The organism is Acetobacter sp. DmW_043 (assembly GCF_002153485.1).
GTDB lineage: Bacteria > Pseudomonadota > Alphaproteobacteria > Acetobacterales > Acetobacteraceae > Acetobacter > Acetobacter thailandicus.
Genome location: NZ_JOMN01000041.1, coordinates 17,122 through 30,008, shown reverse-complemented (window position 1 = coordinate 30,008; position 12,887 = coordinate 17,122). Strand labels below are relative to the sequence as shown.

Here is a 12,887-nt window from a genome sequence, read left to right as displayed (position 1 = left end):
CGTTTTACTGCAAGAGCTGAGCCCGGATACGTTCTTTTCTGTTACAGGTAATGTAAGAGAAGGAAGCCGCTGATAAAGACAATGGCTGCAGCCCCCATGACCAGAGGCAGGCGGGTTTCGATAAATTTTTCAATGGAGGGGCCAAACTGTTTCAGCAGGCCTGCGACCAGAAAAAAACGTAGCCCGCGTGTCACCGTACAGGCGATAATAAATGGCAGTAATGCAAAATGCGCCATACCGCTGGCAATAGTAACCAGCTTGAAGGGAATGGGTGTGAGTCCTTTGAGCAGAATAAACCAGACACCCCACTGACGAAATTTCTCCTGCAGCGAGATCAGTGTGTGTTCAGCATGGTAAAAATGCACAATAGGGCGTGCTATGAGGTCAAGCAGCATGGCCCCGATCAGCCACCCCAGTAAGGCCCCGAATACGCTGAACACAGTGCAGATAAAGGCATAACGCCAGGCATATTCACGGCGTGCCAGCACCATAGGTATTAGCAGAGTTTCGGGAGGGAGGGGGAAAAAGCTGGCTTCGCAGAATGTCAGAAAAGCCAGCCATGCAGGGGCATGAGGGCTCGCGGCGTGGGCACAAACACGGGTGTACAGACGCTGAAACCATGATGGCCGGGAATGAGAGGAGGCATTTTGCATGATGCTGAGCAATGCCACGTCCAACTACCAGAGGCCAGAGTTATTTAGTTGTAAATTCTTTTCGGGACGTATCACGGAGGGCGGTTAACCAGCACAAACAGATTAACCGCCTTTCGTCACTTAATAATTTTTAGCTGGTTACTCAGACATCATGGTCAGGTGCCATGGCAGGTTCGGGGCACGGCCAGGCTCAAGCCATAAAGGCGTTGCATTGGGCAGCCTGACATTGGCCGGCAGGTGCATGGCAGCACGCAGAGCCCTGAATACGGCACCATGGCCAACGATCAGCGGTACACCGCCTCCATGAGTGGCGCGGTTTACAGCTCGTACGGCCCGTTCGCGCAGGTCAGAAAATTTTTCTGCACCATCAGGCGTATATTCGCCTGCAATCCAGCTGTCATACCAGTCTCCCATTGGCTGGCCTTCCTGCTCACCAAAGCAGACCTCCTGCAGGTGTTCATCTGTGGTGACAGGCATTGGCTTTAAACCCCGTTCAATCAGCCCGTCACGCACGGTGACGGCCGTCTGAAAAGCACGGTCAAGCGGAGAGCTGACAATATGGGTGAAGGGCACGTGTTTCTTAAGCCCGCCCAGAACCAGCTCAACGGCAGCCTGTGCCTGCGCGGCACCCGTGATATTCAGGGGAATGTTGGTTCGTCCCTGAGAGAGGCCATCACGATTCCAGTCAGTCTGGCCATGACGCAGGTACCAGTATGAGCGTAATTCAAGTAAGGGCATAGATCCTCAGTCGAAAAGAGACGAGACAGAGCTTTCGTCAGCCACAGCACGCATAGCGCGGGCGAGCAGACCAGCAATAGTAACCTGACGGATATTTGGCGCGGCTGCAACTGCTTCTGTTTCTCTGATGCTGTCGGTGAGCGTCAGCATTTCAATGCAGGAGTTTGCAATACGTTCAACAGCATTACCTGTCAGGACACCATGCGTTACATAAGCACCAACTGAGGCGGCCCCATTATTGGCAATAGCCTGTGCTGCGTTGCACAGTGAGCCACCGCTATCAACAATATCATCGACCAGCAGGCAATGGCGGCCGCGTACATCACCAATAACATTCATGACCTCAGAGACACCCGCACGTTCACGGCGTTTATCGATAATGGCGAGATCTGTGTTCAGTCGCTGGGCCAGCTGACGGGCGCGCACCACACCGCCGACATCAGGGGAGACAATCATCAGGTCGCGTTTACCGTAGCGGTCCAGAATATCGCGTACAAAGAGAGGCGCGGCATAAAGGTTATCAACCGGAATATCAAAGAAGCCCTGAATCTGCATAGCGTGGAGATCAAGGGTCAGAATACGGCTGGCACCGGCTTCAACCAGAAGGTTGGCAACAAGCTTGGCACTGATAGGGGTGCGGGGGCCTGATTTGCGGTCCTGACGGGCATAACCGAAATAGGGGATGACTGCTGTGATACGACGGGCCGAGCCACGACGCAGCGCATCGAGCATGACCAGGAGTTCCATCAGGTTATCATTGGTGGGTGTACATGTGCTCTGGATAACAAAGACATCCTCGCCACGCACATTTTCATGGATCTCTACAAAGACTTCCATGTCAGCAAAACGCCGCACAGTGACATTGCAAAGGGGCAGGCTGAGTTCTTTTGCGACGGCTTCAGCCAGCGGGAGGTTGCTGTTACAGGCGACAATCTTCATGATGGTGATGGTTCCCTGCTCTTTTTGGGTGAGCTTTAAACAGGCGGTGAGACGGGCCGGTCTTTAGCAACCACAGCGCCGGTTGTCATCTATAAGGTCAAAAAAATAGCAACAAAATCTGTAAGGCGGCACGTGTGCCCTTGCGTCATAATCAAGGGTTCTCTAACGACTGGTCACATCATGAGTATTGCGCCACCTGTTTTCCCCGCCGCTTTTTTTGCCCGAGTCTGTAACCGGCACTGAGCCTGTTCAGCATCCTGTTTTTTCGCCGGATCGGGCAATTTCTGCCCCATGCTCTGGCTCGCGCGGAGAAAAAACCTTAAAGTTGAATTTGTTATAATGGTGCCAGTAAGCACAGAAGTGGAAGAAATATGTCGAAAGACGGCCTGACATCCGGACGCAAAGCCTGTTTTACGACTGGCAGTATTATGCGGCATGTTCTGGTTATGGCAGGTACCGGGGCAATTGGTCTCATGGCTGTTTTTGCCGTTGATATGCTCAATATGGTCTATATTGCGCATCTGGGACAACCAGCGCTAACGGCAGCCATTGGTTTTGCCGGGGCTGTGATAGGCCTGCAGATTGCTGTTTCTATTGGTCTGACTATCGGAATAAGTGCCGCAACCGGGCGTCTTATTGGTGCCGGCCATCATGATGATGCCAGGGGAACAGCATCTTCAGCTCTGACTGTGACGTTGCTTTTAACGGCTTTACTCGGTGTTTTAACCGCTTTTGCTGCACATCCTCTTTTGTGCCTGCTTGGGGCGAAAGATGAGGCTCTACGTCAGGCGACGCATTATCTGTGTGTTGTCAGTCCATTTCTGCCGCTGATCTGTATGGGGATGGGCTGTTCTTCCCTCATGAGAGTGGTAGGTGATGCCAAAGGGTCCATGCATATTACGCTCGTCGGGGCGGTGATATCGGCAATCCTTGATCCGATTATGATTTTTGGGCTGCATGAGGGGCTGACCGGTGCCGCCATCAGTACGATCCTTTCAAGGCTGGCTGTGGCTGCTCTGGGCCTTAAAGGCGCATTACGGCATGATATGCTGTGCTGGCCCGTTCCGTCCCGTATTCTGGCTGATACCAGGCGCGTTGCCTCAGTGGCTATGCCTGCCATTCTTACAAATCTGGCTACACCTGTTGGCGGTGTTTACGTGACTCAGGCGATGGCGCGCTTTGGTCTGGATGCTGTTGGTGGTCAGGCCTCTATTGAGCGTACAACCCCTGTATTATTTTCTCTCGTATTTGCGCTGACAGGGTCAGTGGGACCTATCATGGCGCAAAATATGGGAGCCGGCCTTTATCACCGTGTCAGAGAGACACTGACAGCAGCTCTGAAGCTTGTTCTGGTGAGTATTGGCGTGACGTGGGTTATTCTGGCCAGTCTGCAACATTATGTTGTCGTTATTTTTAACGCCCAGGGTGATGGGGCCATGCTTATTCACCTGTTCTGTTCGCTGACCATTGGTAGTTATTTGTTTGTTGGTATGCTGTTTGTGGCGAATGCGGCCTTTAACAATCTGGGACACCCGCTGTATTCGACGGCCTTTAACTGGGGGCGGGCAACTTTGGGTACAGTGCCTTTCGTCTGGGCCGGGCAGCATTATGGTCCTGGTGGAGTGCAGCTTGGTCAGGCTGTCGGGGTGATTATTTTTGGTACACTCGCTGTTGTGACGGCATTTCGTGTGACACGACACCTGGCAGGTTCAGTGCCTGAGCATGCTGGTGCAGGTGTTATGGCCTCTGATGTGCCGGTTATAAGTGCAGAATCTGCTATGGCTGAACTTGATGAGCTGGCAGCACCTTTGTCAGATGAGTGTCAGTAACGGGGTGATGTTATCCCGTGCCGCCTGGATGCTTTGTGAACCAGACCTCGTCATAACATTACAAAAAATATGACAGACAATGGGCAGCTCTGAGAAAAAGCGAGTCTGGTGGGGGGGCTACGATCTCAGGGGTGGAAGAGTATTTTCTCCCGGAGAGGGTAATGGTTGTTGTGTCGCCCACAGAGAAGGGTTGTGCAAAATTATGAGCAGCTGAAGTGGCCGGGTATGTAAGGGTACTACGGTGCCATTATGTGTTTTTCTGATACGTTCAGCCTGTGCCTCGATATCATATGCTATGACAGGGCGCATTGCTGTCCATATCTGTGTGAGAACATATGACCATGTTTCAGGCCAGACTGAAGGCAGAAAAAACCAGTCGATGCAGTGCTTGTTTGTCAGCTCTGTAATTTCATATTCCTGGTAGGGGCCTGTGATGGTTACTTTCCCTGTTGCCAGAAGCTCCTGGTCATTACAGCTGTAACCCACAAGAATAAAATGCACAGGGGCATTAATGGTGGCTGCCAGTTGTGCCAGATGGAGGAGCTGATAGTAGCCTTTTTCAGGCCCGATAGCCCCCATTATACCGACATGGCGGTTTTTTCCTTTTGTCCGGGGAGTGAAAGTCAGTGTTTCATTTCCGGATATTTTTTCCCAGGGGCGTATGCTCGGTTTGATATTCAGCTGCCGGCAGATGCGCTCTCCTGCATCTTTTGAAGGAGCATAATTTTTTTGTGCATTTTTTAAAATTTTATGAGTGTATTGTTTTAATATTTTTATTCTGGTGGTGTCACCGGTTGTGTCGCCCTGTGAGCTGGAATTAAAGCACGCCTGACAGCAGGTCAGCCCGGGCTCTCCGCAATAATGTGCAGACGGTGTTGTTAATGTAATGCGTGGGCAGAACCATGAGTAATCATGAATAAAAACGTCATAGGGAATATCAAGGCTAGTAAGTTCGTAAATTTTTTTAATGCCGTGACCAATGTAGCTGTGAATTTCAATTTTTGAACATTTAATTTTTCTCAGAAGTGCATTTAGTGCTTTGGCACTGCGTGGTAAAATCAGATTGCGATAATCATTGTTGGGAATGTCTTCCAGCTTCCATAAAGGGACACCGGATTCAGAGGTAATGGGTTTGAGTGAAAAGGGATGGATATTGTGAATCAGGTAGTGTTTTGCACGTTCGCCAATATGTTTTGATAAACCACCTGCACGGTCATGTGTGACAAGTAAAACTGATTGTGAAAACAGACTATTTTTTGAAAAAAGAGCGATGTCCATCATACGACGAAAAGGGAGAAGCGGGTCGCACCGCAGCCATGACTGTACAAGTTCATCGTAGCCAGGATGCATGGCGTTAAGAATTTTTAAATTATGCCTTATCAGATCTTTTTTCACGGAGCTGAAAGACTGTCCTTCTGCATGTCCGACATAAACACCAGGACAGGCAACGTGGCGCCAGCCTAAAGCAGCGGCGCGCCGTGAAAAATCGTTTTCTTCTCCATATCCCTGTGCAAAGGCATCATATCTGAAAAGCCCTGTTTCCTGCAGGCACTCTGCTTTTATATACATACAAAAGCCATGTGCGGTTGGTACTTCCGGCACCTCGCTTTGCCAGATTTTTTCAGCCAGCTGATCAAGTTCGGCGCATTTTTTTACAGTGGGAACGGGTGTACTAATATTGATTTCGGGATAACTGAATATTGTTGCACTGTTGGATAAAGGTGTTACCGTGCCGATGTCTGAAGTTATATAGGCTGTCAACTGAAGTTTTTGAAAAAATCTTTCTGAAACAATAGTATCGCTATTGAGTAAAAGAACATCCTCATTTTTATAACGGGCTTTGAGGCCGGTATTGGCAGTGGCAGGAAAGCCCTGATTTCTCTGATGCTGAATAATAACGGTATCAGGTATAAGTTTTTGATATAAAAATAGAAGTGAATGAATGCGTCTATCTGTAGAGGCGTCATTGACCAGAATCAGGCGGACCGAAGCCGGTTTAAATTTTTTGAGTTGCCGCAGGCAGGTTTGTGTGACGGTAAAGCCATTATAAACAGGGACGATAATGCAGGCGGGTTTTAGGTCGGCTGGTAATGTTTTCCTGGTGTTGTCAGGGGCGGTCAGGAATATAGCCGGGAAATTTCTTTCTGTTTCTAACGCATAACGATATGCCATGTTTTGAAATAATGAGAGAGAGACAGGACTACCATACAGATTTTTACCATTGTCAGTTTTTACAAATAAAAGACCCGCGTTTTTTCTTAAGGAAGGAAGAAAAAAAGAGAAATAATGCTTTTCAGAATCTTCTTTGAGAAAACCAACATCAGAGTATTTTTTTTGCGAAATTTTTATTCTTTTCAGAAGAAAATCTTGTTTATCCTGCATAGATGATATCAGAAGGCTGATATCGCGTTCAGGATCAGTGTCGCAGCATACCCAGCCAGTGATATGGCAACCAGAGATTTCTGCGAAGCCTCTTACATGAAGAAATGTGGGAATGTTGAAAGTATAGCGAATATTTTTTTTATTTTTTGCTGAAACTGTAAGAATTTTTGCGCTCTTCCAGTCAGAGGGGAGGCGTATAATTATTTTATTTCTGGCTGGTTGTAGTACGAATTTATACTGATCAAGGGTAACAGTCAGGCCCTTTAATTGTGAATAATCGTGGCAGTAAAGAGTTATTTTCCCTGTGAGTGAAAATGCCGTAAAAAAAATATCTGGTATATTCTTAATGATTAAAGAAAGAGTTTTTTCAAAAATTGGGTGTGAAGGAGGCGTAAACTGGCTAAGAAAATTTTTACATGCATCGTGTGCGAGAGCCCAGTGTGAAAAAAATGTATGGCTTGCAATAAGTAAAAAATGGCAGAGACTGGAGGGATATTTCTGGGCTAAAAAACCAAAGGCCTCTGATGCTGATGCCTTGTTTTGTAACAGGCGCAGACAGCCAATTATCATTGTAATGCGTGCATCACTCGGAGCAATTTTTTGAGTGTATTCACAATAAAGAAGAAGCTCTGGTGTGATATTTTTTTTTGATAGAGATTCCACAGCAGGGTATAGTCAGTTTTTGATATAATTAAGGTTTTATGCAGTAAATCCCCAGTAAATTGACGTAACATTCTGATAAAATTCAACATAATTATCATCAGTAATTTTATTATAAGTAAAGTTAAGAAATTTATATAAAAATACAAAAAAATAAAGAATTTTATATTAAATAATTAACATTATATGTAATTTTAAAAATAACATATTGAAATAAAATAAAAAATTATATTTTATAAAGTATTTATAGGTTTGTGTGGCATGTAAGGGATATAATGACAGATCTTTTTGACGGGCATTATGTCGGGGCTTCCCGACCTCTTGGTCTGCCGGGTGATTGTGTTAGCACGGCTACGTATGGAGGCGCGGATAACTGTTATCGTTATACACTCCGGCGTGTATGGGATGAAACTTTGCCGTCGGTTATGTGGATGATGATGAACCCGTCTGTTGCGACTGAATATGGCGATGACAGAACTGTTGCAAAATGCCAGCGTTATGCCCGGGCATGGGGGTACGGTTCCGTCCTTATCGGGAATAGTTTTGCTTACCGCTGTACAGATCAGATGCGCCTGGCTGAAGTGTCAGACCCTGTAGGCCCCCGGAATGATACTGAATTGCTCAGCATGGCGTCTGAGGCAGATAAAGTGATAGCGGCTTATGGCTCTCCCAGAATTAAGGCGTTACTGGCGCGCGGGCCTGATGTCGTGCGTCTTTTCCAGTCTCATAATATACCGGTTTATGCACTGAAGGTTGGTCAGAACGGGCGACCCTGCCATCCTTTATATTTATCAGGTGATCTGTTGCCGTTTCAGTTGCCTGACCAGCTGTAGCCGGGTCACAGGTTGCGTTATGTTAATCTTTTATAATAAAGATTTTTTTCGTTAATTTTGGTGCCATGAAGATGTCGCAAAAACAAGAGAGAGTATCTCTTCCATATGAGGGGAACCGGATGACCAGCATATCAGATAAGAAAAATTTTCTTCAGGATGGCCGTGCCGGGGATAACAGGTTTGCTGCCATGCTTGATCGGCTTGGCGAGGTTGCCGTTCGTACCGGGCTAAATATTAAACCAGGGCAGCAGCTGATCATCACCGCGCCGCTTGAGAGTGCCCCTCTGGTGCGTCGCATTACCGAGCATGCTTACAAAGCAGGTTCATCTCTGGTCACCACATTTTATTCAGATGATGAAGCAACCCTGGCGCGCTATCGCTATGGGCATGACGAGACGTTCGATACAGCTGCGGGCTGGCTGGCGCATGGTATGACAGAGGGCTTTCGTGAAGGTGCGGCCCGCCTGGCTATCACAGGCTCTGATCCCGTTTTGCTCGCTGACCAGGACCCTTCCCGTATTTCCCGTGCAGCCCGTGCTGCTTCTGTGGTGAACCGGCCTGCAATGAAAATTATAACCAGTTTTGATGTGAACTGGACAATTGTTGCCGCCTCTACAGTCGCCTGGGCACGTCAGGTTTTTCCGTTTCTGCAGGATGATGAGGCTGTCAGTGAGTTATGGCAGGCTATTTTTAAGGCCTCGCGTATTACAGGAGAGGATCCGGTAGCAGAGTGGGCGGCTCATAATACACAGTTGCATAAACGGGCAGCTTTCCTGAACGATGCGCGTTATGAGGCTTTGCATTTTACCGGGCCAGGTACTGACCTGACCGTTGGTCTGGCAGATGGACACCACTGGGCTGGTGGAGCAGAAAAAGCCGGTAATGGTGTGATCTGCAATCCCAACCTTCCGACAGAGGAGGTGTTTACAACGCCTCACCGCCTTAAAGTTGAAGGGCACGTTGTCAGCAGTAAACCGCTTTTTCATCAGGGTTCGCTGATTGATGGCATTTCTGTTCGCTTTGAAGGCGGCAAAATTACTGAAATGCATGCTGTTAAAGGGCAGGATGTGCTGGCCCGTATTCTCGATACAGATGAAGGTGCCCGCAGGCTGGGGGAGGTCGCTCTGGTTCCTCATTCCTCCCCTATTTCTCAAAGTGGTATCTTATTTAAGAATACATTGTTTGACGAAAATGCAGCCAGTCACATTGCCCTTGGGCAGGCGTATTCTAAATGTATGCGTGATGCTGAAGGGCTTGATGATACGGCTCTTGCGGCGCGTGGAGCCAATAACAGCATCCTTCATATCGACTGGATGATCGGCTCCGGCGAAACTGATGTCGACGGCCTGACGTCTGACGGGCAGCGCGTAAAGCTAATGCGCAAGGGCGAATGGGTTATTTCTTAATAGCGGAAAGGTAGCGCAATGTTTAACCAGAAAAAAACTCTCTTTCATCCGGTGAAGATGCTGGCCGTTGCTGCTCTGGCTGTGTCCTGCTCAGGTTTATCAGCTTTTGCCCAGACAACAGCCGCCGGAGGAAATGGTGCAGCGCCTGCTTTGTCAGCGCAGCAGGTTCTCGCTATGCGCCAGGAAATGACTTCAGCGCTGAATTATAAGCTGTCACCTGATGTTCTGCCGCGGCTGACAAGCACGCTTCAGGCCATTCATGCCGCTGGTATTCAGCCACCCGGGCGTGCAGGCATGTCTCTTGCACAGCAGATTGATATGGTCTCGAAAACAGATAAGCTTGAGCCCATTCTTAAGGCGAATGGTTTTACAGCGCGTGACTTTGTTATGAGCCTGACCTGTGTGGGCCTAACTGGCAGCCTGATGAATGTGCAGGGGCATAGTGGTATCCCGCAGCCTGATGCGCAGAATGTTGCCTTGCTAAAAGCACACCCTGATCAGTTGCAGGCTCTTATTGCTGTGCTGCGTTCTGAAAGCGGGCAATAACCGGCTTATAATTTCTGGTCTTTTATGACTGGCAGAGACAGGGACTGTAATGTCCCTGTCATGCTGAAATCGCCAAAATCGAGCGTTATCGTGTCAGATACACCATTTTTAAAATAACTTTGCTCAAGCGTGTAGTCTGGCATCATTTCTGTGGTGTCATGAGCGAAATAAGCAAGCGTCACCCTCGTTTCAGGCAGGCTTATCAGTGCAGGGAAAGCTGGTGCGGCAGCAGGTTTTTGCCAGCCAGTGAGAGTTGCAAAAGTATAGAGCGAACCGTCCTCATCTGTTCCGTCAAAAAGCCTGAGTGCAAGACTGTTTTTCCCATCTGAGGCAGCTGACAGGATGGCTGCTGTATGATGAACCGGGAACAGCACATCTGCTGATAAGGGAAGAGTTTTTTTCAGAGGCTGAGCATATTCGATATATCCGTCTGTGCCGGTGCGTGTTGCCTTGCCTGAGATCGTACGAATAATAGCATTGTCTGCCTGCTGGCGTGTCTGAAAAATAAAGCTGTGGCCATCTTTACTTTCTGTCGCGGTGTAATCCGAGACAAGATGTTCGGTTTTTCCCGTTGCCGAGGTACGTTCAACATCAATGTGCTGGTGGGTTAGCCAGTTCGCGGGTGTTTCTTTAAGCTCGTAGTGCATCGTGCCACTGGCAGAGCGTGTGCTGTGCCCGGTTGATGTCACGAGAGTCAGCTTATAGTGGGCATCCTGGCCGGAGAGCCACGACATAGTATTCTGTGCCGGTGTATCAGCCAGTGTAGCAGGAGAAAAAATCAGAGAAACGAGAAGTGTGCGGGTAAGGCACCGGACGGAAAAAAACATACGTTATAAAAAACGATGCGGGGTCATCATGCAACCACCCCGCATCATAATGTTCAGAGTGTTCAGGCCTTGTCGCTGTCTGTTTTAACTTTGGGTTTAGGCGGGTTAATTGTCAGTGACAGTTCTTTCAGGCGTTCAGGCGTTGTCGGGGCCGGGGCATTCATCATCAGGTCTTCGCCCTGCTGGTTGAGCGGGAAGAGGATGACCTCACGAATGTTAGGCTCATCTGCCAGCATCATGACAATACGGTCTACACCAGGGGCTGAGCCACCATGTGGTGGTGCACCATAACGGAACGCATTGAGCATACCGCCAAAGCGGGCTTCAACTTCGCTTTCAGGATAGCCGGCGATTTCAAAAGCGCGGATCATCACTTCCGGCAGATGGTTACGCACCGCACCTGAAGAGAGTTCAATACCGTTACACACAATGTCATACTGGTAGGCGTTGATGGTCAGCGGGTCCTGTGTGTTCAGGGCCTCAAGGCCGCCTTGTGGCATAGAGAACGGGTTGTGTGAGAAGTCGATACGTCCGGTCTCTTCGTTGAGTTCATACATCGGGAAGTCGGTGATCCAGCAGAAGCGGAAGGCATTTTTCTCAATCAGGTCGAGTTCTTCAGCAATGCGGGTGCGCACCAGGCCAGAGAATTTCGCGACATCGTCTCCTTTACCTGCAGCAAAGAAAACAGCATCACCACTTTTCAGCCCCAGCTGTGTGCGGATCGCTTCAACACGGTCAGCTTCAAGGTTTTTCGCAATCGGGCCTTTGCCGCCCTCTTCAGTAAAGGTGATGTAGCCCAGGCCACCAGCACCGTTTTCGCGGGCCCAGTTATTGAGTTTATCAAAGAAGCCACGGGGTTTATCGCCCGCACCTGGTGCCGGAATGGCACGAATTTCGCCTTTATCCGCAGCGATTCGGGCAAACAGACCAAAGCCTGATTCAGCAAAGGCTTCCGTTACATCTGATATCAGCAGCGGGTTGCGCAGGTCAGGTTTGTCAGAGCCATAAACTTTCATGGCACGGGCGTATGGAATACGTTCAAATGGTGCCTGACTGACGGTGCGGCCATTGCTGAACTCTGAAAAAAGACCAGACATAACATCTTCAACCACAGCAAAAATTTCATCCTGCGTGGCAAAGGCCATTTCAAAGTCGAGCTGGTAGAACTCACCCGGTGAGCGGTCTGCGCGTGAGGCTTCATCGCGGAAACAGGGTGCAATCTGAAAATAGCGGTCAAAGCCTGCTACCATAGCGAGCTGCTTAAACTGCTGAGGGGCCTGTGGCAGTGCGTAGAACTTGCCAGGGTGCATACGGGCTGGCACCAGAAAGTCACGTGCGCCTTCAGGTGAGGAGGCGGTGAGGATGGGCGTTTGCAGCTCAACAAACCCAAGGCTGGTCATACGTTTGCGCATGCTCTGAATAACACGGGCACGCAGCAGCATGTTACGGTGCACACTGTCTCTGCGCAGGTCGATGTAGCGGTAGCGCAGGCGCAGGTCTTCAGGGTAGTTTTCGTGGCCGGCAACCTGAAAAGGCAATACAGCCGCGGCTGACTGCACAGTAAATTCGCGGGCGCGCAGTTCAATATCACCTGTCGCCAGTTCAGCATTGCGTGTGCCGGCTTCGCGTTCAACAACTTCACCAGTAACAGTCACAACGCTTTCAGCGCGAATGCTCTCAGCCTGTTCGAGGACGGGTGATCCTGCAGGAATAACAATCTGAGTAATGCCTGTTTCATCGCGCAGGTCGATAAACAATAGTCCGCCGTGGTCCCGTTTGCTATGGACCCAGCCAGACAGGCGAACTGTGGAGCCGGCATCGCCCGCACGAAGTGCTGAGCAGCTATGGGTACGGTAAGGGTGCATTCTCTCGTCCTGCGTTTCTGGCCCGGCTTTCTTTATTATGCCGGGGCGTGAATCTTTGTGTTCAGCCGTATAGCCGGTTTTTATGTGTGCTGTCAGCCTGCTAAGCAGAGTCGTTCTCCGGCATTGCTTCTGAGTGTTTTTTTATGGTAGAGCCGCACACGCTGTGCAGACACCCCTGGAGGTCTGCCGCGTTATTGTTTTTTAGGAGA

The 12,887-nt window shown here is 49.2% G+C and carries 11 protein-coding genes; 5 read left to right on the top strand and 6 right to left on the bottom strand.

Annotated elements, in window-relative coordinates; genetic code table 11:
* Positions 1-41: 41 nt before the first annotated feature.
* From HK11_RS10295 to HK11_RS10285, 3 genes are all read right to left on the bottom strand, one after another.
* Positions 42-653 carry a YqaA family protein gene (locus HK11_RS10295; RefSeq protein WP_086555259.1) on the bottom strand — a complete coding sequence of 204 codons (612 nt, stop codon included), beginning with the start codon at positions 651-653 and terminating at the stop codon, positions 42-44.
* Between the two features lie 138 nt (positions 654-791).
* Positions 792-1,391 carry a histidine phosphatase family protein gene (locus HK11_RS10290; RefSeq protein ID WP_086555258.1) on the bottom strand — a complete coding sequence of 200 codons (600 nt, stop codon included), beginning with the start codon at positions 1,389-1,391 and terminating at the stop codon, positions 792-794.
* A gap of 6 nt (positions 1,392-1,397) precedes the next feature.
* Positions 1,398-2,330 (bottom strand): ribose-phosphate pyrophosphokinase, encoded by a 933-nt coding sequence (locus HK11_RS10285; RefSeq protein WP_086555257.1) that lies wholly within the window; start codon positions 2,328-2,330, stop codon positions 1,398-1,400.
* A 371-nt stretch (positions 2,331-2,701) separates the two neighbouring features.
* Between HK11_RS10285 and HK11_RS10275 the strand changes: the two genes are divergently transcribed.
* Entirely contained in the window at positions 2,702-4,159 is a 1,458-nt protein-coding gene (locus HK11_RS10275; RefSeq protein ID WP_233133432.1) for an MATE family efflux transporter, read from the top strand.
* 117 nt (positions 4,160-4,276) lie between these two features.
* Here HK11_RS10275 and HK11_RS10270 read toward each other — a convergent pair whose 3' ends face one another.
* On the bottom strand, positions 4,277-6,331 hold the full coding sequence (locus tag HK11_RS10270; RefSeq protein WP_158092819.1) for a glycosyltransferase: 2,055 nt from the start codon (positions 6,329-6,331) through the stop codon (positions 4,277-4,279).
* 514 nt (positions 6,332-6,845) lie between these two features.
* On the opposite strand from HK11_RS10270, the gene HK11_RS12370 reads away from it, so the two are divergent.
* From HK11_RS12370 to HK11_RS10255, 4 genes are all read left to right on the top strand, one after another.
* The gene (locus tag HK11_RS12370; RefSeq protein WP_158092818.1) at positions 6,846-7,145 is read left to right on the top strand and encodes a hypothetical protein; all 300 of its coding nucleotides are present in this window, start codon (positions 6,846-6,848) and stop codon (positions 7,143-7,145) included.
* A 331-nt stretch (positions 7,146-7,476) separates the two neighbouring features.
* Complete coding sequence (locus tag HK11_RS10265) at positions 7,477-8,034, top strand: DUF1643 domain-containing protein (RefSeq protein WP_086555254.1); 558 nt, start codon at positions 7,477-7,479, stop codon at positions 8,032-8,034.
* Between the two features lie 188 nt (positions 8,035-8,222).
* Positions 8,223-9,440, top strand: coding sequence for an aminopeptidase (locus tag HK11_RS10260; protein WP_233133436.1), 1,218 nt, complete (start codon positions 8,223-8,225; stop codon positions 9,438-9,440).
* An 18-nt stretch (positions 9,441-9,458) separates the two neighbouring features.
* A complete protein-coding gene (locus HK11_RS10255; RefSeq protein ID WP_086555252.1) occupies positions 9,459-9,986 on the top strand; it encodes a hypothetical protein in 528 nt (175 codons plus the stop codon).
* A gap of 5 nt (positions 9,987-9,991) precedes the next feature.
* Here HK11_RS10255 and HK11_RS10250 read toward each other — a convergent pair whose 3' ends face one another.
* Both HK11_RS10250 and aspS read right to left on the bottom strand, forming a co-directional pair.
* Positions 9,992-10,813, bottom strand: a complete 822-nt coding sequence (locus tag HK11_RS10250) for an EipB family protein (RefSeq protein WP_086555251.1) — start codon at positions 10,811-10,813, stop codon at positions 9,992-9,994.
* 62 nt (positions 10,814-10,875) lie between these two features.
* Positions 10,876-12,678, bottom strand: coding sequence for an aspartate--tRNA ligase (aspS, locus tag HK11_RS10245; protein WP_086555250.1), 1,803 nt, complete (start codon positions 12,676-12,678; stop codon positions 10,876-10,878).
* Positions 12,679-12,887: the final 209 nt, after the last annotated feature.